28 protein-coding genes are annotated in these 22,314 nt (G+C 40.4%); 11 read left to right on the plus strand and 17 right to left on the minus strand.

Annotated features, from left to right (window positions below):
* Positions 1–110: 110 nt before the first annotated feature.
* A complete protein-coding gene (gene fba / locus H9Q77_RS01090) occupies positions 111–977 on the plus strand; it encodes a class II fructose-1,6-bisphosphate aldolase (RefSeq protein WP_022153367.1) in 867 nt (288 codons plus the stop codon).
* 301 nt (positions 978–1,278) lie between these two features.
* Here fba and H9Q77_RS01095 read toward each other — a convergent pair whose 3' ends face one another.
* The gene (locus H9Q77_RS01095; protein WP_022153368.1) at positions 1,279–1,806 is read right to left on the minus strand and encodes a peptidylprolyl isomerase; all 528 of its coding nucleotides are present in this window, start codon (positions 1,804–1,806) and stop codon (positions 1,279–1,281) included.
* 94 nt (positions 1,807–1,900) lie between these two features.
* On the opposite strand from H9Q77_RS01095, the gene H9Q77_RS01100 reads away from it, so the two are divergent.
* From H9Q77_RS01100 to H9Q77_RS01115, 4 genes are all read left to right on the plus strand, one after another.
* Positions 1,901–2,713, plus strand: coding sequence for a GNAT family N-acetyltransferase (locus H9Q77_RS01100; RefSeq protein ID WP_249326347.1), 813 nt, complete (start codon positions 1,901–1,903; stop codon positions 2,711–2,713).
* A 326-nt stretch (positions 2,714–3,039) separates the two neighbouring features.
* Positions 3,040–4,791 (plus strand): ammonium transporter, encoded by a 1,752-nt coding sequence (locus H9Q77_RS01105; RefSeq protein WP_249326348.1) that lies wholly within the window; start codon positions 3,040–3,042, stop codon positions 4,789–4,791.
* A gap of 212 nt (positions 4,792–5,003) precedes the next feature.
* The gene (locus H9Q77_RS01110; protein WP_249326349.1) at positions 5,004–6,398 is read left to right on the plus strand and encodes an MATE family efflux transporter; all 1,395 of its coding nucleotides are present in this window, start codon (positions 5,004–5,006) and stop codon (positions 6,396–6,398) included.
* 103 nt (positions 6,399–6,501) lie between these two features.
* Positions 6,502–7,491, plus strand: a complete 990-nt coding sequence (locus H9Q77_RS01115) for an aldo/keto reductase (protein ID WP_249326350.1) — start codon at positions 6,502–6,504, stop codon at positions 7,489–7,491.
* A gap of 44 nt (positions 7,492–7,535) precedes the next feature.
* Here H9Q77_RS01115 and hflC read toward each other — a convergent pair whose 3' ends face one another.
* Both hflC and hflK read right to left on the minus strand, forming a co-directional pair.
* On the minus strand, positions 7,536–8,405 hold the full coding sequence (gene hflC / locus H9Q77_RS01120; RefSeq protein ID WP_249326351.1) for a protease modulator HflC: 870 nt from the start codon (positions 8,403–8,405) through the stop codon (positions 7,536–7,538).
* A 31-nt stretch (positions 8,406–8,436) separates the two neighbouring features.
* Complete coding sequence (hflK, locus tag H9Q77_RS01125; protein ID WP_249326352.1) at positions 8,437–9,468, minus strand: FtsH protease activity modulator HflK; 1,032 nt, start codon at positions 9,466–9,468, stop codon at positions 8,437–8,439.
* Between the two features lie 228 nt (positions 9,469–9,696).
* On the opposite strand from hflK, the gene H9Q77_RS01130 reads away from it, so the two are divergent.
* Positions 9,697–10,509, plus strand: coding sequence for a polysaccharide deacetylase family protein (locus tag H9Q77_RS01130; protein ID WP_249326353.1), 813 nt, complete (start codon positions 9,697–9,699; stop codon positions 10,507–10,509).
* Positions 10,510–10,742: 233 nt separating this feature from the next.
* Here the strand turns inward: H9Q77_RS01130 and H9Q77_RS01135 are convergent, their stop codons facing one another.
* A complete protein-coding gene (locus H9Q77_RS01135) occupies positions 10,743–10,889 on the minus strand; it encodes a hypothetical protein (protein WP_172594819.1) in 147 nt (48 codons plus the stop codon).
* A gap of 307 nt (positions 10,890–11,196) precedes the next feature.
* Here H9Q77_RS01135 and H9Q77_RS01140 point away from each other — a divergent pair, with 307 nt between their 5' ends.
* From H9Q77_RS01140 to H9Q77_RS01155, 4 genes are all read left to right on the plus strand, one after another.
* Entirely contained in the window at positions 11,197–11,436 is a 240-nt protein-coding gene (locus H9Q77_RS01140) for a DUF6061 family protein (RefSeq protein ID WP_148448634.1), read from the plus strand.
* A gap of 112 nt (positions 11,437–11,548) precedes the next feature.
* Entirely contained in the window at positions 11,549–12,196 is a 648-nt protein-coding gene (locus H9Q77_RS01145) for a DNA-directed RNA polymerase subunit alpha C-terminal domain-containing protein (protein ID WP_148448584.1), read from the plus strand.
* A gap of 423 nt (positions 12,197–12,619) precedes the next feature.
* Positions 12,620–12,958 carry a hypothetical protein gene (locus H9Q77_RS01150; RefSeq protein ID WP_249326354.1) on the plus strand — a complete coding sequence of 113 codons (339 nt, stop codon included), beginning with the start codon at positions 12,620–12,622 and terminating at the stop codon, positions 12,956–12,958.
* Complete coding sequence (locus tag H9Q77_RS01155; protein ID WP_249326355.1) at positions 12,945–13,376, plus strand: hypothetical protein; 432 nt, start codon at positions 12,945–12,947, stop codon at positions 13,374–13,376. The genes H9Q77_RS01150 and H9Q77_RS01155 overlap by 14 nt, the downstream gene beginning before the upstream one ends.
* A gap of 262 nt (positions 13,377–13,638) precedes the next feature.
* Here the strand turns inward: H9Q77_RS01155 and H9Q77_RS01160 are convergent, their stop codons facing one another.
* The 3 genes from H9Q77_RS01160 to H9Q77_RS01170 all read right to left on the minus strand — a co-directional run bounded on the left by H9Q77_RS01160 (position 13,639) and on the right by H9Q77_RS01170 (position 15,235).
* Positions 13,639–14,001, minus strand: coding sequence for an SH3 domain-containing protein (locus H9Q77_RS01160; protein ID WP_148448580.1), 363 nt, complete (start codon positions 13,999–14,001; stop codon positions 13,639–13,641).
* An 18-nt stretch (positions 14,002–14,019) separates the two neighbouring features.
* The gene (locus H9Q77_RS01165; RefSeq protein ID WP_249326356.1) at positions 14,020–14,655 is read right to left on the minus strand and encodes a hypothetical protein; all 636 of its coding nucleotides are present in this window, start codon (positions 14,653–14,655) and stop codon (positions 14,020–14,022) included.
* A 130-nt stretch (positions 14,656–14,785) separates the two neighbouring features.
* Positions 14,786–15,235 carry a hypothetical protein gene (locus tag H9Q77_RS01170; RefSeq protein ID WP_148448576.1) on the minus strand — a complete coding sequence of 150 codons (450 nt, stop codon included), beginning with the start codon at positions 15,233–15,235 and terminating at the stop codon, positions 14,786–14,788.
* Positions 15,236–15,926: 691 nt separating this feature from the next.
* Here H9Q77_RS01170 and H9Q77_RS01175 point away from each other — a divergent pair.
* A complete protein-coding gene (locus H9Q77_RS01175; RefSeq protein ID WP_148449023.1) occupies positions 15,927–16,535 on the plus strand; it encodes a restriction endonuclease subunit S in 609 nt (202 codons plus the stop codon).
* On the opposite strand, the gene H9Q77_RS01180 is transcribed toward H9Q77_RS01175, so the two are convergent.
* From H9Q77_RS01180 to H9Q77_RS01225, 10 genes are all read right to left on the minus strand, one after another.
* A complete protein-coding gene (locus tag H9Q77_RS01180) occupies positions 16,515–16,658 on the minus strand; it encodes a hypothetical protein (RefSeq protein WP_178425585.1) in 144 nt (47 codons plus the stop codon). The two genes, H9Q77_RS01175 and H9Q77_RS01180, sit on opposite strands and share 21 nt — an antisense overlap.
* Before the next feature lie 56 nt (positions 16,659–16,714).
* On the minus strand, positions 16,715–16,876 hold the full coding sequence (locus H9Q77_RS01185; RefSeq protein WP_015554547.1) for a hypothetical protein: 162 nt from the start codon (positions 16,874–16,876) through the stop codon (positions 16,715–16,717).
* Positions 16,877–16,901: 25 nt separating this feature from the next.
* Entirely contained in the window at positions 16,902–17,495 is a 594-nt protein-coding gene (locus H9Q77_RS01190; RefSeq protein WP_015522488.1) for a DUF3267 domain-containing protein, read from the minus strand.
* A gap of 155 nt (positions 17,496–17,650) precedes the next feature.
* Positions 17,651–18,253 (minus strand): alpha/beta fold hydrolase, encoded by a 603-nt coding sequence (locus H9Q77_RS01195; RefSeq protein WP_007888655.1) that lies wholly within the window; start codon positions 18,251–18,253, stop codon positions 17,651–17,653.
* A 51-nt stretch (positions 18,254–18,304) separates the two neighbouring features.
* Positions 18,305–18,745 carry a hypothetical protein gene (locus tag H9Q77_RS01200; RefSeq protein WP_148448457.1) on the minus strand — a complete coding sequence of 147 codons (441 nt, stop codon included), beginning with the start codon at positions 18,743–18,745 and terminating at the stop codon, positions 18,305–18,307.
* Positions 18,746–18,883: 138 nt separating this feature from the next.
* Positions 18,884–19,909, minus strand: coding sequence for a VanZ family protein (locus H9Q77_RS01205; protein WP_118552172.1), 1,026 nt, complete (start codon positions 19,907–19,909; stop codon positions 18,884–18,886).
* 41 nt (positions 19,910–19,950) lie between these two features.
* Positions 19,951–20,331, minus strand: coding sequence for a hypothetical protein (locus H9Q77_RS01210; protein ID WP_249326357.1), 381 nt, complete (start codon positions 20,329–20,331; stop codon positions 19,951–19,953).
* Positions 20,318–20,530 carry a PF20097 family protein gene (locus H9Q77_RS01215; RefSeq protein ID WP_118552170.1) on the minus strand — a complete coding sequence of 71 codons (213 nt, stop codon included), beginning with the start codon at positions 20,528–20,530 and terminating at the stop codon, positions 20,318–20,320. The genes H9Q77_RS01210 and H9Q77_RS01215 overlap by 14 nt, the downstream gene beginning before the upstream one ends.
* Positions 20,531–21,023: 493 nt before the next feature.
* Entirely contained in the window at positions 21,024–21,674 is a 651-nt protein-coding gene (locus tag H9Q77_RS01220; RefSeq protein WP_249326358.1) for a sodium ion-translocating decarboxylase subunit beta, read from the minus strand.
* A gap of 63 nt (positions 21,675–21,737) precedes the next feature.
* Positions 21,738–22,091, minus strand: a complete 354-nt coding sequence (locus tag H9Q77_RS01225) for an LptM family lipoprotein (RefSeq protein ID WP_118552164.1) — start codon at positions 22,089–22,091, stop codon at positions 21,738–21,740.
* Between the last annotated feature and the right edge of the window lie 223 nt (positions 22,092–22,314).

Below are 22,314 nucleotides of genomic sequence, written 5' to 3' on the forward strand. Positions count from 1 at the left end.
TTGGGTAGTCACAAAGTGATTATTCGAAATGTGTTTCCTGTGTGAATTTAGGAATGGATTACATTTCGTATATCCTAACAAGAATGAGTATATAAAATGGAGGTATTAAAATGTTAGTATCCGCAACAGAAATGCTCAAAAAAGCAAAAGCAGGCCACTATGCAGTAGGTCAGTTCAACATCAACAATCTGGAGTGGACAAAGTCCATCCTGCTCACCGCTAAGGAACTTCGTTCCCCTGTTATCCTGGGTGTATCCGAAGGCGCCGGCAAATACATGGGCGGTTATGATGTAGTCGTTGGTATGGTAAACGGACTGTTAAAGGATCTGGACATTGATGTTCCCGTTGCTCTGCATCTGGATCATGGCTCTTTCGAAGGCTGCTATAAGTGTATTGAAGCAGGTTTCTCTTCCATCATGTTTGATGGTTCTCATTATCCTATCGCTGAGAACGTAGAGAAGACCACTGAGCTGGTTAAGGCTGCTCACAGCAAGGGACTTTCCATCGAGGCAGAAGTTGGTTCCATCGGTGGTGAGGAAGACGGCGTTATCGGTATGGGCGAGTGCGCTGATCCTAAGGAGTGTAAGTCTATCGCTGATCTGGGAGTTGATTTCCTGGCAGCAGGTATCGGTAACATCCACGGTAAATACCCCGCTAACTGGAAGGGCTTAAGTTTTGAAACTCTGGCAGCTGTACAGGAGCTGACCGGTGAGCTTCCTCTGGTTCTGCACGGTGGTACCGGTATCCCCGCAGATCAGATCAAGAAAGCGATCGACCTGGGCGTATCCAAGATCAACGTTAACACCGAGTGCCAGCTGGCATTTGCTGATGCTACCCGTAAGTACATCGAGGCTGGTAAGGATCTCGAAGGCAAGGGCTTCGATCCTCGTAAGCTCTTAGCTCCCGGTGCAGAAGCTATCAAGGCTACTGTTAAGGAGAAGATGGAACTGTTCGGATCTGTTGGTAAGGCTGAATAATTCTGAGATAAATAAGAAAATCTCTCGCAGCGATGCGGGAGATTTTTTTGCAAAAAAATAACTATCCGGCGTAGTGTTCTACCGCGATAGCTGTAATTTTACCCCTAGAAAGGGAGGATGCCAAGGATTCTGATCCTTGGCATTTATTATGAAAAAGTTTTTTAAACAAGAAACTGTTGTGGGCTTAAATGGTTGTTTTGTTTGTTTCTATGGTTATAGTATATGAAACAGAAATGTCTAAAACATGTTGAGGAATTGAAGATTCCTTGAAGGATTTGTAAACAAACTATGAACAACTATTTTATCTATCCAGTTTGTTGGGTTCAGGATAGGTCTCACCGAAGGTATCTACGGTAACACTTTCCATTACCTGATCCTCCAGGGGACGATCGCTGTAATCGGTGCGGGTCTCGGCGATCTTATTTACCACATCCATACCCTCGATCACCTTACCGAAAGCGGCATAAGAGCCATCTAGATGAGGGCTGGTCTTATGCATGATGAAGAACTGGCTGCCTGCGGAATCGGGATGCATAGCTCTGGCCATGGACAGAACACCCTCGGTGTGCTTCAGATCGTTAGTTACGCCGTTAGCAGCGAACTCACCCTTGATGCTGTAGCCGGGACCACCACATCCGGTGCCGTCAGGACATCCGCCCTGGATCATGAAACCGCGGATGACACGGTGGAAGATCAGACCGTCATAGAAATGCTTGTTGATCAGACTGATAAAATTGTTAACGGATTCGGGTGCAATTTCAGGATAAAGCTCGCATTTAATCACGCCGCCATCCTTCATGGTAATAGTAACAATAGGATTTTTTGCCATAATAGTGTCCTTTCTTTTTATAAAAAAATGGATTAAAATAATATCTATATTTTAGTTGATTCCATTAAAAAGGTAAAGAGGAGAATTGTTGCGGATGTATTTTTTGCGGCAGATCATATTAGATACAAAAGTTAATCCGAAGAAAATTCCGAAAATCCCAGAAAATATGATATGTTTGGAAACCCCTGAACGGAGTTCGGAAACAGAGGGAGACGGCGTGCTCTGGATCATTGATCAGGGACCACGGGCACGGGAACTGCTCCGGCAGGGTTGTCCGGTACTGGCATGGCTTCACGAGCATAACCGGGATCAGAACTTTTCCGGTGTCCGCTATGCCTGTGAAAACCTTGAGGAACTGGACTGGGATTACATGGAGAAGGTATACCGCAGATATATGGGGATTCCCTGGGATATTCTGACGACAGACCGCTGCCTCGTGCGGGAGACCCGGGCAGAGGACTTGGGTGCTCTCTATGAGATATATGCGGAACCTTCCGTGACGCAGTATACGGAAGGCCTGTATCCGCAGCGGGCACAGGAAGAAGCTTATTTGAAAGACTATACAGAAAATATGTATTATTTTTATAATTACGGTGTCTGGACGATCTGTGATAAAATTACCGGGCAAGTCATCGGCAGAGCCGGATTTTCCAACCGGGAGGGGTATGAGGATCCGGAGCTGGGCTTCGTCATCGGTGTCCCGTGGCAGAGACAGGGATATGCTACAGAAGTGTGTAAGGCATTGTTGGAATACGGGAAAGAAGAATTGGGATTTGAGCAGGTACAGATGTTGGTGATGCCGGAGAATGAGGTGTCACTGCGACTGGCTGGAAACCTGGGGTTCCACAGGCAGGATCAGGTCACATGGGGAGGAAGCTTATATGAACGGCTTCTGCTGGAACTGTAAAAATATAAAGAAAATGTAAAAAACGTGTTGACACTAAAAAACTACGGTGCTATACTCTCAACATAGCAAAGGCGCTACAGAATAAAACTGTAGCGCCCTTTTTGTTTGGCAGTATCACAACGCGCGTGGCCGGACAAAAATAGCGAAAGGGTATGTGGAAAACGGCAATGCCGCTATACCCAAAGTATGCGATGCAATGGGGCTTCGAAGGAGAGACCATGGTATCGCATATTTTTTTAACGTGAGAAGATCAAACGAGTGATTCTCGCAGCACACAGGTGAAGTATTGTGGAAGATATTTCACAAAAGGTGAGGAGGAAAATGTTATGACAGAAGAAATCTTAAGCGCAGTAGACGGTCAATTATTTGCAGTCTGGTTCCTGATCGGCGCGGCCCTGGTGTTCTGGATGCAGGCGGGATTCGCAATGGTGGAGACCGGATTTACCAGAGCCAAGAATGCCGGTAATATCCTGATGAAGAATCTGATGGATTTCTGTATCGGTACCGTAGTGTTTATTCTGATCGGCTTTGGATTGTTACTTGGTGAAGACGTAGTAGGTCTGATCGGTAAGCCGGGACTGGATATCTTTACCGCCTATGAGAATTTTGATTATTCAAATTTCGTATTTAACCTGGTGTTCTGTGCTACCACAGCTACCATCGTATCCGGTGCTATGGCAGAGAGAACCAAGTTCTTATCCTATTGTATTTACTCCGGTGTGATCTCCGCATTGATCTATCCCATCGAAGCTCACTGGATCTGGGGCGGCGGCTGGCTGGCACAGCTTGGCTTCCATGATTTCGCAGGATCCTGTGCGATCCACATGGTCGGTGGTATTTCCGCTCTGATCGGTGCAAAACTGTTAGGACCCCGTATCGGTAAGTTCGATAAGGATAAGAGTGGTAAGATCGTAAAAGTAAATGCATTCCCCGGACATAACCTTCCGATTGGATGCCTCGGTGTATTCATTCTGTGGCTTGGCTGGTATGGATTTAACGGTGCCGCTTGTACTTCTGTAGAGCAGTTAGGTTCCGTATTCCTTACCACGACCGTAGCTCCCGCAGTTGCAACCGTAGTCTGCATGATTTTTACCTGGATCAAGTATGGCAAACCCGATGTATCTATGTGTCTGAATGCATCTTTGGCAGGTTTGGTAGCAATTACTGCTCCCTGTGATGTGACCGACTGTTTCGGTGCTATCGTAATCGGTGCGGTAGCAGGACTTCTGGTGGTATTTGGTGTATGGCTTCTGGATTACAAATTACATGTTGATGATCCAGTAGGTGCAGTTGCAGTACATTGCCTGAACGGTATCTGGGGTACCATCGCAACCGGTTTGTTCGCAACAACTTCCGCACCCGGTAACGACAGTATTGTAGGTCTGTTCTATGGCGGCGGATTCAAGCAGCTTGGTTTACAGCTGTTAGGTTTTGTAAGTGTAGCAGCATGGACTGCAGTAACCATTACCATTGCATTCCTGATCATCAAGGCAACCGTTGGCTTACGCGTATCTGAGGAAGAGGAAATTGTAGGTCTGGATTCCTGCGAGCATGGTCTTCCTTCCGCATATGCAGGCTTCAGCATTATGGATATTTCCAACACTATGACCATGGAGGTAAATGAAAATACCAGCCTTGGTGTAAGTGATTATGACGCAGCTTCCGCAACCATGAAGGAAGCAGCAGTAAAGGTAGAGACAGCTCCGGCAGCAATTCCGGCAACCGGAATCTACAAAGTAGTGGTTATTGCAAAGCTTGCCCGGTTCGAAGTACTGAAGAAAGCACTGAACGATCTGGGTGTTACCGGTATGACTATGACACAGGTCATGGGCTGTGGCGTACAGAAGGGGGCCGGCGAGATGTATCGTGGAGTGGAGATGGATGCGACCCTGCTTCCCAAGGTGAAGGTAGAAGTCGTAGTCAGCAAGATCCCAGTAGCAACTGTGATCGAGGCTGCCAAGAAAGCTCTGTACACCGGCCATATCGGCGATGGCAAGATTTTTGTATACAACGTTGGCAAGGTAGTAAAGGTTCGTACCGGCGAAGAGGACTTCGCAGCTCTGCAAGACGTGGAGTAACTTAACTTAGCTTTTATCTAATCCCTCAATTTGGTATAGAGTGCTGTGCCCGGATGCTGCGACTCATCCGGGTGCAGACAGGATCCCCGGATGCTTCCACCACCCGGGGTTTTTCCTGCCCTGAGCCGTGGATAAGATTGCCCTCTTGAAAAGGTTCTGTGGAAATGATACTATCATCGTAGAAGTACAGTTTTTCAAAGGGCATAATTTACATGGAAGAAAATACAAAGAAAACACAAAAGCAGACAGAAAACGTTATAGGGAAAGAGAACAAGATCGTAACAGGAGTCATCTGGCAGCAGCTGCTCCTGTTCTTTTTCCCGATTTTATTCGGAACCTTTTTTCAACAATTATATAATGCAGCGGATGCGGTGATCGTAGGGCGCTTTGTCGGAAAAGAAGCTTTGTCGGCGGTAGGTGGCGGCACTGGTACGCTGATCCAGCTGCTGGTGGGATTTTTCGTGGGACTGTCCAGCGGTGCCACGGTCATTATTTCCCAGTATTATGGAGCAAAACGCGCCGAGATGGTAGGCTATGCTGTACATACCTCCATTGCGTTCAGTCTGGTGGCGGGAGTAGGCATGATGATCGTGGGTGTTACGGCGGCACCATGGGCATTGCGCGCGATGTCTACACCTGAGGATATTTTGGGACCGTCGACAACCTATATCCGTATCTATTTTCTGGGAGTCATCGGGAACCTGATCTACAATATGGGCGCAGGTATCCTGCGGGCTGTGGGAGATTCCAAGAGACCATTATATTTCCTGATCGTCAGCTGCCTGACCAATATTGTGCTGGATATTGCATTTGTCATCGGACTGCATATGGGTGTGGCAGGTGCCGCACTTGCTACGATCCTGTCGCAGGCGCTCAGTGCTGTGCTGGTATTGTGGGTACTGATGCGGACGAAGGACATGCATCGCCTGGAACTGAGAAAGATCCGTTTTGACGGAAGAATGTTCCACAGGATCATCCGGATTGGACTTCCGGCGGGATTGCAGTCGGTGATGTATACATCGTCTAATATTCTGATCCAGTCCAGCGTGAATGCATTGGGAACGGATACGGTAGCGGCGTGGACAGCCTACAGCAAGATCGACAGCCTGTTCTGGATGATCGTCAACGCCTTTGGCATAGCGATCACTACCTTTGTGGGACAGAATTATGGTGCGGGGAAAATGGACCGTGTACACAAGGGAGTGCGTACCTGTATGGGAATTACGGCGGGGGCAACCGTACTGTTGTCCGTGATCCTCTATAATTATGCATCGATCTGTTATCAACTGTTTACCACGGATGCACAGGTGGTAGTGATCGGAGAACAGATTCTGCACTTTTTGGTACCTACATATTTTACCTATATTGCCATTGAGATTTTGTCCGGTACTCTGCGCGGTATCGGCGACAGCTGGCTTCCCATGATCATCTGTTGTCTGGGAATCTGCGCGCTGCGTGTGGTATGGATCCTGACAGCCGTACCTCTGAAAAATGATATTCTCACCATTGTATTCAGCTATCCACTGACCTGGACGGTGACCAGTATCTCTTTTATTGTGTATTACCTGTTTTTCAGCCGCCTGAAGATCGTGGGACGTAAGAGATAATTCGTAAGATATTGCACTTTATTCTATAAAATTTGCATAGAAACGGGAGACGTAAAAAAATATAATAAAGACAACAAAAGGTAAAAAGATGGAGGTTATTTAAATGTATCAGGCAGATGAGAAAAGATATGAAGAAATGAAATACAACCGCTGTGGTGCCAGTGGATTGCTGCTTCCGGCAGTATCTCTGGGATTATGGCACAATTTCGGATCCAATGGGAATTTTGACAATATGTTGGACATGTGTCACACTGCTTTTGATCACGGTATCACACACTTCGATCTGGCGAACAACTACGGACCGGTATACGGTGCGGCGGAAGAGAATTTCGGTCGGATTCTGAAAAAGGATCTGGGAAGATATCGTGATGAACTGGTGATTTCCACGAAGGCCGGCTATGATATGTGGCCCGGACCTTACGGCAACTGGGGCAGCAAAAAGTATCTCGTAGCCAGCCTGGATCAAAGCCTGAAGCGTATGGGACTGGATTATGTGGATATCTTCTACCATCACAGACCGGATCCCAATACACCGCTGGAGGAGACCGTTCGTGCACTGGACGGCATTGTGAAATCCGGTAAGGCATTGTATGTGGGAATTTCCAATTACAATAAAGAACAGACCATTGCAGCGGCAGAACTGTTCAAGGAACTGGGCACACCGTTTATTATCAACCAGAGAAAATATTCCATGTTTGTAAGAGATATTGAGAAGGATGGTCTGAAAGATTACGCTGCAGCTCACGGCATCGGTATTATTACCTTCAGCCCTCTGGCACAGGGACTTCTGACCGACCGTTATCTCCACGGTATTCCGGAGGACAGCCGTGTCCGTACCGACGGCAGATTCCTGAAAGAAGCGGCGATCGTAGAAGAGACATTGAAGAAGGTACGTGCACTGAACGATCTGGCATCCCAGAGAGGGCAGACCCTGGCACAGATGGCACTGTCCTGGATCTTAAAAGATGGGGATATTACCAGTGTTCTGATCGGAGCTTCCAAGCCTTCACAGATCCTGGATAATATCGGAATTGTACACGCAACCTCTTTCAGCAATGAAGAAAGACGTAAGATTGAAGAGATTCTGGTATAAGAAAAGCCGGTGTCTGCAAGATATTGCAGATACCGGCTTTTGCGTTATCTTCCGTAGAAAATCTGTGCGATCGGGGAATCCGGAGACAGGATCACGGTTTTGTTATCGCCGGTCATGGAAGCCTTCAGTGCATCCAGGCTTCTGACGAAGGAATAGAAGTCCTGTTTGGATTCATCGGCATAGGCCTCTGACAGAATACGCATGTATTCCGCTTCTCCCTCCGCAATGAGAATTTCCGCGTTTTTATTGGCTTCCGACAGGAGGACGTTGACTTCTTTGTCCGTGGTATTCCGGATCTTCTGTGCCTCGGAGCTTCCCTCTGCGGTATAGGTCGCGGAGATGTTTTCGCGTTCGGAGATCATGCGCTCGTACACAGCGGCTTTGTTGTCGCTGGGCAGATCCAGCTGTTTGGTTTCGAAGGAGAGCAATTCAATACCGTATTGCTCGGTGGTGTTCCCAATGTTTTTCATGATGGCTGCCGCCAGCTCTCCGTCACGTCCGGAGATCACATCATTCTGAGTAGTGCTGCTGATGATGTTCTTGGTAGAGTTATATACGATGGTGTCCAGACGGCTCTCAGCGTTGGAGATGGAAGAGTTCAGGGTCTGGGCAAATTTCAAAGGATCGTTGATCTGCCATAAAATGTAACTGTCGCAGATCATGGTCTTCTTGTCACTGGTGATGACATCGGAGGAAGACAGATCATAGAGCAGGATCTCCTTGGGGAGCTTATCGACGCTCTGTACAAAAGGAATCTTAAAGGTAACACCTGCAGAACTCACTACATGGTCTACTTTACCGAACTGTCGGATCAGACTGTATTCGTTTTCGTTGGTAACGACAATGCTGGAGGATCCGATGACCAGCAGCACCAGTACCAATAGAATCAGAGATATATTTTTTAATTTTTTCATATTATTAAAACTGCCTTTCTGGAGACAATGATTATTGTGCGGTTTCAGAGGTACTGTTTTCCGTGGAAGAACCGGTTGTCGTACCTGTGAAAGATTCCAAAGGGTAGAAGGTCTGTGTATTGCCGTTGGGGCTTTCGATGACTACTTTGAGATCCGGCAGGACTTCTTCCATGGTCTCGTAGAACATACGCTGTTTGGTGACGGCCGGGTTCTTGATATATTCCTCGTACATAGCGTTAAAACGTGCAACCTGTGCAGTAGCCTCATTGATGCGCTCGGTCTTTTGCGCCTCAGCATCTTTGATGATACCGTCGGCCTGTGCCTGCGCCAGGGGAAGCTGTTCATTGCGGTATTTATTGGCATTGTTCAGAGCGGTTTCTTTTCCCTGCTTGGCAGTTTCTACGGCCTTGAAAGCCTCCATGACTTCGGAGGTAGGCGGCTCGGAATCTTGGATCGTGATATTCACCAGCTGAATACCGATATCCTGTTCGCTCAGACGCTCCAGAATCATTTCTTTAATAGCAGCCTGAATCTCATTTTTACCGGTGGTCAGTACGTCATCTACCGGATAGCTGCCGATGACAGTGCGGATACAGCTCTGGCTGATGTTACGCAGGATCAGCACAGGGTCTTTGGAAGCATAGACTGCTTTTACCGGATCGCTGAAGCGATACTCTACGAAGAAATCGACGTTGACAAAATTGTAATCGGAAGTGATCATGAGAGAATCGTCGGTTTCTGAAGAATTGGAATCTACATCATATCCCAGGGAAAATCCCTGAATGGTGGTATTGACCTTGCGGACCTGTTGGATGAACGGTACCTTAAAATGAAGTCCGGGATCTGTTACCGCTTTGGCCTGTCCTAAGGTGATCAGAACCGCCTGCTCCTGTTCGCGGATCTGATAGGTGGAATTGAAAATAAAAATAGCGATTACCAGAATCACAAGAATGGTGACTGGTACCTTCCACCAGCTTTTTTTCGTTTTTGCTGCTTCCGCGGTGCCGGAACCTAAATCTTCAAAGCCGTTCTGGCGATTACGGAAGGAGTTGAATTTTTTCATAAATATGCTCCCTTCTCACTGGAATTTGTTTATTTGTTGTATACTTTATTATATTAAAGGATGAATGGAAGGAAGGCAATGGAAAGTTCTGCACGTTAAAGATAGTTAATGCCGGATTCTTATCAGTTGCAAAATCGTTCCGGTCGTAATATGATGAAAACATGTGGGATGAAAATCATCATATTATTAAAACCACAATAGAAATTACAGTAGAAAAGGATGGAAAAGATGAAAGTATATACTTGTTTCCCCGGTGGAAAAGCCAAAGCACTGACCATGAGTTATGATGACGGTAAGGTACAGGACAGACGCCTGATCGACATTTTTAATAAATATGGTATCAAAGGAACATTTAATCTGAATTACGGTCAGGTGGGAGAACGCCCCCGCATGACTTTTGAAGAAATGGAAGGTCTGTATGCGGGACATGAGATCGCAACCCATACCATGACTCATCCCACCATTGAGAGATGTCCGTTAGTGGAAGTGGCACAGGAGCTTCTGGAGGATCGGAAAGGTCTGGAGAAATGGACAGGACAGATCGTCAGGGGACATGCGTATCCCAACGGTTCTTACAGCGAGGAGATTAAACAGCTGTATCGCCAGCTGGGCGTGGCCTATGCCAGAGTAGTAGAGACGGTTCCGGATTTTGCACTGCCAAAGGATCCGTTGGAGTGGCATGCTACCTGCCATCATAATGATCCGAAGCTGATGGAGTACGCGGGATTTTTTGCTGATTTCAAGAAAAGCCAGTACCTGAAGCTGATGTATGTCTGGGGGCACAGCTACGAGTTCGATAATAATGACAACTGGGATGTGATCGAGAACTTCTGTAAATACATGGGCGGCAGAGACGACATCTGGTACGCCACCAATATTGAGATCATTGATTATATGGATGCAGCGAAACGTTTACAGTTCTCTGCGGATTACGAAAAGGTATATAACCCTAATGCCTGCAGCGTCTGGCTGCAGCTTGACAGTGACAAGTGCGTGGAGATCGAGGGCGGAACCCTGGTGGATCTGAATACATTGCTGTAAAAAGTTAAGCCGGATAGCGATGACTGTCCGGCAGGTGTGCTGGAGAATACACTGATGAAAACCATAAAACTTGCGGACAGACAGTAAGAAAGATAGGATAGTAAAGACCGGATGGGGAGCTTATTTTTTGATAAGTTGTCGTGCAATTTATTAGAATGGAATTTTTGAAAGAGCCAGCACCTTGAATGGGCTGTCTCTTTCAATGCCACCTGTAATTGACAAACTTGAAGTTATTAGTGCTTATCTTTTAGAAAACAGCCAGCTACAGCGACGCCAAATCCAAGAAAACCTAGAACATATCCAAAGAAATTATTTGTTGTCACAGCAATTCCTAAAAGTATTGTTGCAATCCCCAATAACTCAATCTTAATTCCTTTCATAGCAAATACCTCCGTTACAAACTTGAATTCTGATAAGACACTTTTTATAGCATTTAATAACTGTTATATCTTATCTCCAAAAAGCCCGCAAACCCTCGAAAATGCTAAATTTATAGCAAGTGAGTTTGCCCTTATGCTTTCCCTTGTGTTATATCCTTTTCCCTCATGTTACGAACTCTCATAAGGGCAAAAATAAGGGAAAGAAAAACCTGTAACAAATTATAACATGAAATGAACAGGACAGGAAGAATTGACTGGAATGCTTTCACAAATTTTCCAAAACACAGGAAGAAAGGACGAAAAAAATATGAGGTTTATTCATGCAACGTATAATATGCTCCATAACAGTATTGATGTAACCACTTTTGACGGATATGTTTTACGGATAGACTGCGGAAAAGCGGAAGAAGGACTGAAAACAACGCCATGCTCTGAATGTACCTTAAATGCTTTAGCAATAGACAACCCTCTTGAATATGCAACGCTGTATCTTGAGGGTGGTATGCAGACATGGATAGATGCAGAAGATTCATTAGAATTGTGGTAACATATCTTTCTTTGCACAGAGGACTGGTTATGATATAAACCAGTTCTCTCTTTATTTGTAAAAAGAAGAATGTTATAATCTCATTAATCTAAATATATGAAAAGGAATACTTATGAAAAACGACATTCAAGAACACTACGATTCTATACAGATTAAAAAAGCCATGCAGGATTTACATATTACAAAAGCTTCAGAACTGAAAGAGTATAATTGCGTTACATTAGCGAACAAACTCCGAACAGGTTACAATAAGCTGATGATTATAAGGAAACTGAATGACTTAGGCTATCTTCCTTCTGCCGAAAACGCAATATCAATCTATGACATTCCCATGTCAAGGAAAATGCGGAATATTTTTTTAAGAAATGGCATCGTATACCTTGCACAGCTTTCTGCATATCCAAGAGAAGAAATATTGCAGTTTCGCAACGTAGGTGAACTTGCTATGTCAGAAATTGATACCCTTTGTGAAAAATACGGGATTCAGATACGTTCCCTTTCCCCCATTAAAGAGGCATTCAGCGAATTTCAATTTCACAAAAAAATATACCCGCTGTTCTTTAGAGGAAACATATTTAGTGTAGATGATATCCGGAACAAATCTGCCCATGATTTATATGATATATGCGAACAGGATTACTGCCTTACCATGAAAACATACTATGCACTAAGGAAAAATGGAGTAATGCTCTGCGGCTGGAATGACCAGTATCTGTTTGAAATTTTACCCCAATATAAATCTGTTCGGTTATTTAAATAATATAGGATTATTGCAGTTTCGCAGCTTTCAGTTTGCAGTGGACAGCAGCTCAAAATAATATCCGACAGTGTTCCGGAACTGTCATCATTGATACAAAAGTTATTGGCAGATACACATATGGATAAGGTTGTGGACTGATTAACACAATTAAGTGTTGCAAAGCTGCTTTTATGTCCGTTTTCTGCTCAAATGGTTCATTTTCTGCAAAGGATATTGATAATCTCTGCGAAATCGTTTATATTGTCTCCACTGATAGAAAAGTTACCGGCAGATACACATATGGGTAAGGACATGCGCTGATTTATGCAGTGAAATCAATTTTTTATCATTTCAATCTGCACTATTTTAGATGTTTTTCTTTGTCCTGTAAGAAAATTTAATTTGCCATAACTGATGTGGTTCAATGAATACGAGGTGCAGGATATGGAAACATATATTAAAGACTTAAACCTTTCACCGGAAGTCAAAACAGCCCTGTCATGGTGTTTAGGGATTACCAAAGTTTCAGACCTTGAAGGGCTTAATTATCTGACATTTGCAAACAGATGTCCTAAAAATTATAATGTACTTGCCATTGCTGATGAACTGAACGCATTAGGATACCTGTACCCGCCCGAAAATGAAATATCCGTTTATGACGTTCCCATGCCAAAACGTCCTTATACGGAACAACATACTATACCTCTCACAGTTATCAATACATCCCAGAGAGGAAATACTGAAATTCCGCAATATGGGCGAAAGCACAATGCTGGAGCTTGACAATATATGTGAAAAATACGATATACGGATATGCTCCTTAGCTTCTATCAAAGAGGCATTTAGTAATTGTTATTTTCCTGTAGCACTGCATACCATGTTTTTTAAGAACGCTATATTCAGCACAGATGACCTTAAAAACAAAACAGCCCATGATTTGTTTTTAATATGTGAACGAGATTATCCCCTGACTATGAAAGCATACTATTCTTTAAAGAAAAATGGCATTATGTTTGAGGACTGGGAAGATAAATATTTATTTGAGGTTTTATCGAAGAAAACTTCATCCTTAATGTGGCAAAAGTATGAAATTGTTAAGGTATCACAATTTGTTGATTATAGCGAGGCGCAACTTGAAGAAATTATCTCTTTGTATCCAAAACTATCAAGGATTGTAAAGACACGATTACAAGAACATTGATTGTCTAATGTGTGTTTAAAAAATATTATTTTCTCCTTTTATTTGTAACAAAATACATATCTGTGAGAGTATATCTCCCATTCTATATAATTTGAACTGATTTTTTATAAATTTTGATAAGACATATTTTATCTTAAAAATCTCTTGATTGCTTCTTTCTTTATCTATTTCCAATGTTACAGTAATTGTCTTTTTTATTCCTATTAGCGCAAAAAAGAGCAATCAATCGTGATTGCTCTTTTTCAAAATGAAATCAGCTCTTTTACCTTACATATTGATTTATTTGAATATAGTCTTTACTTGCATAACCCCTTGTTCCAGTCTTGACTCTTTTTATAGCATAGAATGTCATAGTTGAATTATCTAAATCAATAATTACCTGTTCTCCCCAATACATTTTCTCCAATATGGTTGAACTGGTATTAGGTTCTTTCCTTAAATTAACTCCATCAGCAGTAACAGTTCCATCTTCTGAATATGCCACCGGTGCAACAATATACCCAACTACATAGTTGTGATTTTCATCTTCAACTACTTCTGCTTCAGCAGCAAAAACCTGCGTACTACCCATTACACTAAAACACAAAATAAAAGCCAATAAACTTAATCCAACCTTTTTCAACATAGAAATAACCTCCTTATCTTAAGCACCTGCTGTATATGTTACATTGATAGTGTAATAACCCGTATCTATTAGGGTGGCAGAAATGTACTTGCTACAATTATATGAAACAGTCATTTGCCTACTATCACTTGAAACAGAATATGATATACTCATTGGAACATAGTAAGGATAACCCGTTGCTTTTGAATTATATCCTGCATTAACAAAACTATTATAATACGCCACGTTATTTACCGTAACTATTTTGGACTTTAATGTAAAATAATTACGATTGCTGGATGAATAATAATAGAATTGTTCCGTTTCTGTCGCTCTAGCAGATATTCCATCATTAACGGCAATAACATTTTGAATTCTTGCTTCGCTATTCTTAGCATTTTGATCGTGCATTTCTAAAATGTATTCTTCAAATTCGTTTAAATCCATGCTTGTATAGAAATCATTTAGTTCCTGCACAGTCATGTCTGTAACAGCCAATTCCTCGTTAGTAGGTATTTTGTATTGCGTTCCCAATTCCTCGTTAAGAAGATTTAATTTTTCTCTATATGGCAACAAAACATCTGACTCTGTTGCTGCCAAAGCAGAAAATGAACCGTTAACCAATAAAGTTAAGGCAAATAAAATTGCCAAAGCATATTTTAATCGTTTTTTCATTACTTTTCCTCCTAAATTATTTCCACCTGCGCGATTGGAATCCTGATATGTATATTTACCTGATATGATAAGCATACAATGAATAAATACATACTCTAGAAACAGTGATATTCCAGCCACATAAACGGAATTATTTTAAATAACGTATTCCACCTTCTGGATAAGAAGTTCCTTGAATTTGCGATGTAATATCAATCGTCTTGCTATCTTTATCAATTATCACAAAACAATACACGCCATCGTTTACTAAATCAATATGAATATCATCATCACTATAACTAATAGTTTCGAGCATTTCGTCATTGAAATATACAATAACAGAATCAGGATTTTTTGTGATATCTAATAGCGTTTCTTTACTGATTAATATTTCTCCAGCATTGAAATTTTCTCCTAACGAATACTCTCTATATAATAAATCATCAGAAAGTACAGTATTTGAAGAAGTCGTTTCTAATTCTTCATTATATTCTGCATAATTATTAGCATCTTGCACCACTTCTTCTTTTTTTTCGCTTGACCGACAACCGCTTATAAACAATACCACCATCGTAAAGACAATAAACAATTTACTTTTCATCAAATTTTCAACTCCTTTTTAAACTACATAAATTTAATATACAATGGACTCACCTCTCACATAGAAAATTCTTTACATCATCATTACTAATAGAATTTAGCATACAACTTTTACAATAAAAAGTCCATATTTTTCACACATTTTCATCATCATATTCACTATACCTTATATATAAGATACCGACAAAACAAAATGTTGAAATTCTTCTGTCATCCTTTTCAGCATCCAGTCAGATTGTAATTGATAAAGCTCTCCGGCAGAACATTCATCAGTTCCTTTAGGCCGCCTTATCGCCATCACAAACCACTATTTTCATCTGCCTGCCAATATCCTAACAATGTGCAAAAGCCTTAGAAACTTGTAGAAAATTAACCACTCAAAATAATCTCTCTGAAAATCCCGAAAATCAAGGTCTTTGCATTTTTATTTTAAGCGATAATTTATCTGCAATTCCTTATCTCTCTATTATATTATATCGGCATTTTCTCTTTTTATATTGGCATGGTGGGTGTCAAATACGGATTTGTAGGGCTACGAGCAGAGTACAGACAAGACGGCAAAAGCACGTTGGAAGCGTGCTTACATAAGTGCTTTGGGCAGATTGGATGTATTCTGCGACAGCAGAACATGAGCATGAAGCGAAGCGGAATGCGAATGGGCTCTGCGAGTAGCCCGTAGAGGGATGATATAGATGAGATTAGAAGACATATGTACTGTCTTTACTGACGGTGACTGGATAGAAAGTAAAGACCAATCAGAATCAGGGATAAGATTGGTTCAAACGGGTAATATTGGTGAAGGAACATATTTAGAGAAGGAAGCCAGAGCTAAATATATATCTGAAGGTACTTTTGATAAACTTAAATGTACAGAAATATTTTCAGGAGATATTTTGGTTTCGAGATTGCCAGAACCAGTTGGAAGAGCATGTATTGTCCCTGAGAAGGCAGAACGTATGATAACAGCAGTGGATTGTACTATCTGTAGACCAAATGAATCTTTAATAAATAAGGAATATTTGTGTTATTTTATGCGTTCGAAAACCTATTATACACGCTTGCTTGGTAATGTTACGGGCACTACAAGAAAAAGAATTTCCAGAAAGAATCTTGGAAATGTTGAACTGCAAGTTCCTGCTAAAGAAGAACAGAAGGCTGTGGTGGAACAATTAGATTGTTTAGTTAAAATAATTGACTCAAGAAAAAAAGAACTGCAGTTATTAGATAACCTTATCAAAGCCCGATTTTTCGTTCTCTGCGCCTTCCCAATAAACTGGAGGTTATCGAAGAGCATCCCTTAATTGCAACAAGCTACTACGGATACTTTCTCCAGCTCCATCAATAGCCTGTGCTATAATGATTGCGGCAACTATAATTGCCACTGCGACAATAATTTTTCCAATCAAATATTGATATTCTTTCATTTTGATTACCTCCATCTACAAGTATCGATTTTCTCAATTCTCAAAACAGGAAGTTGTCAGTCCTTCTTGTTCTTTTCAATAGCATTAATAGTGCAAGCAAAACCTGTAATCATTGAAAGTAGTATTGCTCCACCCATTGCTTCGTTCATTCCAGCACCAAAGAAAAAACCGACCAACGCTGCAATTACCATAAGAATGATTGAAATGATTACTCTCATAATATATACCTCCATAAATAAGAATTTACGATACCTTATACATATCGTTTTTATAAAACATTATTGCATCTTTTTTATTTGCATTTTTTAAGACAATAAAAACATTATATACATCGGGAAATGGCGAAACCATACCCATACATGACATGCCAAACATTAGTCCATTTAGTTCTCTATATTCTGCCGGACTAACAATAAAAATCAATAATGGTATTATTCCAAGCACAAATGGTAATAGGCACATTACAATAAACCTTCTACGCTTCAGAGGATATGATGCTAATGCAACAAATGATATCTTACCCGTTATTTTACCTATCGTAACCAGTGCGTTTCTCGGATAGACAATCCCATGTAACCACTCGTGTATCACCAAACAAATATACCCCAGGCAAAAACCAATCAAAATAAATACATGCGAAATAACAACTGTCTTGTTCATAACTGTTTTACACAGCATCGTTACAAACATTAAAACACATAATACCGCTGCAATAGGTGCCGCTTTTTTCATCATCTCTTCAATGCTCTGAGGTGTTTCTATTTTAACAGCATTCTTTGGTAAAATACCTGTCTGATACTCACTTATATCTTCAATAGACATTTTTAATTTTATCATTACCAATTCACCTCCAAAAAGAGTAACAAACTCCGATTGTTGCTTACATTATACTTCGTCCATCTCTCTAAGGACAGTGGGATGTTGTGATGAAAGTGAGAGAGCGCGCTTACCTGTCAGACAATTTATCTTACTATATTTTTTACACGATAAATTTACTGATTTAATATCTCTGCAATCGTGTTTGGTGCATATTTATTGAGTTCATGTCCTGCATTTGGAACGATGTGCAAAGTAGCTTGGGGTAGCAATTCTTTTAGCCTTTTAGAAGCCTTTAGATTGGCAGTATCCTTTTTGCCACACAAAATTGTTACTGGACAACGAATATTATTTAATTGCAAAGTAAAATCCAATGACCGCATAGAGTGAGCCAATTTTATGGTGCTGCTTTTTGATAGTCCCATACTTTCAAAAACCTTGTTTGGCATACAACGGAAGATAAGATTTTGAAAATCTATCAGTAAACTTGGAACTTTATATTGTGCGCCAATCAAAACCAGCGAATCCACTTTTTCCTCATGTCGAATAGCAAAATCAATCGCAAGAAGCGCACCTAACGAAAGACCGCAGATACGAAGCGGCTCTTTTACTTCTGAATACCGCTGTTCTAAATCACCCAAAATCTGCGAATAGGATATTTCATCTTCTGTTAAAGAAAAAAGTTCTGGGCAATCGACATCAGAAATTGATAGTTGTTGGACTACTTCTTTCCAGTCCTGTGCAGTTTGTCCCAACCCATGTAAAAAAACAGTTTTCATTAAACGCCTCCTAAGCTCAAGATAACCATCAATGCACAAACAAACTTGAAGTTATTTTTCTTCTATAGATTCTGTTACATTAGTTCTATATTTCTCTTCACATGCTTTTAAGTAATCAAAGCATAATCCACCATCACATCTATAGAAAAATGGATCTTTACAAATTATATTATCACTATTGAGAATAAATACAGGTATGATATCTTTATCGTTGCTGTTTATATAACTAATTTTAAAACTGTATCCTGTTCTTCCAAGTGAAATGCCATCTCTTTTCATTGAAATACCTTGAATATTCGCCACTATATATTCGATATCTTCTGAATCGGTGATAGTAAAACCAGTTCCTGTATTTCCATCGAACACATTTATATGGTCTACCTCAGAAGGATTTACATTCTTACCGAATTTCTTTGGCATGAAATAGTAACCTACTGTTCCTACCAATAACACAGCAATTAAAATAACCAGAATACGCAGTTCCTTTTTCATACACTCTTTACCTCCACAAATATCGATTTTTCGTTCTCTGCGCCTTCCCAATAAACTGGAAGTTATCCGCATTTCCACTTCCTTATTGCCTGCTCCACTGGGTCGCCTTCATAAAGCCCGCACAGAAAGCTGAAATTGTTACTGGTTAAAGCAATCACGAATTGAAGTAGACAACTCTTCATATCCTTTCAATATTTCTTCTTTATGTGCCTGCATTTCTTCATTCATTTTTGTATAGTCCAAACAGTTCTGATAACCTGCCTCACCCCAATATAGAACATTTTTGTCGGCATTATATAAAAGTCTGTCAGCACATTCAATGGAGAAATTCTCAGCATTTTCAAACTTTATCGTCTGGTCAGCAGTATATATAATCTCGATAAAGCAGTCTGTATCATTCCAAATTTCACCTTCAGAAGTTTTTTGGATTTCCAGCAAATGACCGCCGCAATTGGAAATCTGACTTGCAAAAGAGCGGTATTGATAGGAATCAATGCTAATGCTCCGTTCTTCTCCCTCAGAATAAACATTGATTTCAGCAATGCTATTTTCGACAGCAGACAGTCCATCCGGTAGCTGTTTTTCATTGTCCCCCACTGCATAAATTCCAATCAAACAAAGTGCAAGGGTCAAACATAGTGTAACAATGGAAACAACTGCTTTTCGGCGATTTGTCTTTCTTTCGCATATGGCGGTACAGACAATATAGCCTGAAAATCCGCCCAAGGTATTGATTAGAAAATCTTCCATTTCCGCATATCTGCCGCCAAACAACTGTAATAGTTCAATCAAGAATGAGATTAAACCGCTAATAATCGCCACCTTTTTCCAATTCCCTCTACAGGAACGAAAAATAAGCGGCAACAAAAAACCAAGAGGAAAAAACAAAGCGAAGTTAAGCAATATAGGGACAATAGAACTCCCAATAAACGGAAGCAAATTATAATTGAAAGGACCATTCAGACTATAACTTAGTGTGAAAATCCCCGTTAGGTTGAGAAGCGTAACGCAGTAAATGCAGAATATTCCCTCAAACATATAATTCCATGAGATAGTTCTGCGTTTTTTGAAAAGATACAGCAACACAAAAATAACAATATAAATTATGATACCTAAGAAAAACGATTCTTTAAGTGCTTGTATACCTTTTATCATATAATTCATACTATCACCTTCCCTCAAGAAATACCGATTTGTTTAACCTCTTAAAATCTTTTCTTTACAAACATGGAAATTAACTCTGCTACAATTCCTAGGAGCAAATATCCAAACGCATATAAAATAAATGCTTTTTCTCCAATACTAAAGAACAGCCATGTCCCAAGCAAAAAGAATAGTGCTGTAATAATTGGTAGTGACCAAAATATTTTTATGTCCTTGCTGGCGTATGCTCCGGAACAAATTGCATAAATAGGATTCACTGCAAAAAACAGAATGAAGCAAACTGCCATGCCGCCATCACCTTTTATGAATGTAACCGCAAGCCATGGAAACACCAACATAATTACTGCTGTCGCTAACATCCAAGGTATAATTTTTTCATGTAATCCACCCCCTTGAGCATATATCGATTTATCTATTTGCATAATCAATCAAAATCTTCTTACAACTACTACAACGATAAGCTTCACAATGAGGGATTCCTCCTGAACCTTTACTCAATTCCAGATCGTCCGATTTTTTAATACGAAAAACTTTTGCCAGATTATCAACTGCAAAAGTAATGTCTCGTGAACTCATTAGGTATCCTCTAATCATTTCATCACCACAATATGGACATTTCATGCAGATTTACCTCCTATAAATTTCGATTCCTCTTTCTATTCAACTACACGCCAACTTCTTTAAAATTTTAACATTATATTTAAGCTCATTCAAAGAACTCAAATAAACACCCAAGTGGAATACCTCAAATTAAGTTTGTTTATTTGAAATTGCAATATAACTGCATATAGAAATCAGGAAACTTATACAGTACAAAACAACCGCTCCAAAACTAAACAATACTTCTCCCAAATAAGTTAGTCCTGGCATAAATCCATATCCAGGAAGATTATTATAGTAAATCATCAGTCCTATGGATATAAGCAGCGGAACTAGTTCTGCCGAAAACAATATCCGCCAAAGCTTTTTTGTTTTCTTGCGAATGGATATCACAAATAATATTATTTGAAATATTAAAATCACTATATATGTAATCAGTAGGAACAGTGCCATTATTATTTTCCTCCGTAAATCTCGATTTTTCGTTCTCTGCGACTTCCCAATAAACTTGAAGTTATGAACTCAAGCTCGTTACCAGTGACGAATATCTTTCTGTCTTATTTATAATATCTTCCTCAGTAACACCATAATAACTGTATAAATCTCTGGCTATTTTCTTAAACTTTTTCATTACCGCTTTATTTCCTGAATAAGACATTCCAAATATATTCCAAGTATAATCTATTTCCATTTCAAGAAAATTATCATTAATTTCTATTTTATACAAATGAAAATCCATAGGAATTATACTATCGGGCATTTCAGCAATCATTTCACTTCGAGTCTTTGTTTTACCAAAATACTCTATAACAGATGCTTCATTAAAATAATCTGGTAATGAAATATCCTTCATTTCACCCAAAAGTTCTGGTTCATGTTGCAAAATCAAACTTTCTTTTAGGCATTTTATTTGTTCAATATATTCTCTATTGCCTGGAGCAGTTTCTGTCAATCCGTATTTTTCTTTTGCATACTGTACTGTTTCAGAAAGAGAATGCGGATTTGCAACTATTGTCTTCTCTACTTTTATTCTCTTATATCTATATATGCTATTTTTGATCCTAACCTTTAATGGTTGCTTTTCTGAAGGTCCAGCTATAAAAATGCTTGTAGGACCATCTGCACCACCTATGATTGAAACCCCATTTTTACTTTTTTGTTCCATCCGTCTTTTCCTCACAGCTCCCGATTTTTCGTTCTCTGCGACTTCCCAATAAACTGGAAGTTGTTAGTTGTTTGGAATCACTTCTCCATTTTCATCTAAAAGATAGATTGTATAAACCGTTCCTATCTGCAATGGATCACTTTCCATTACATCACCATTAAATACAACACGGATATTATCATCTACATTCAATTCTGGTGCTCCTCCTGCTGATACTACATCTTTTGTAACAGAAAATTCCTCATCAACAGAAATCCCACTATTAAATGCTTCTATACACCTAACATCAACATATTCTTTATTTACTTCTAAAACTCTTGCATTAAAATATGCTTGTCCTGCTTCATTTCCATTTTTACATCCAGACAACGCTACTATACAGCCCAATACTGCTAAAATAGATAACCACCTTTTCATACTCAACACCTCTTTAAATCCCGATTTTGTATAACAGTAGTCTAACACATGTTGATAAAAAACACTACAGCCAAACTAATGTCTGTGATTTGCTTTCCATAAAATGTTCCTTTCAAAAATAAATTATATTTTCTATATTGAGATGTTGAAAAAATGGTTCATAGACATTACCTAAGATGTGTATTCATTGCCTTAAATGTACAACTACATGAAGTATAGACAT

Origin of the sequence: Simiaoa sunii (assembly GCF_014337175.1) — a bacterium.
GTDB classification, from domain to species: Bacteria; Bacillota; Clostridia; order Lachnospirales; family Lachnospiraceae; genus Acetatifactor; species Acetatifactor intestinalis.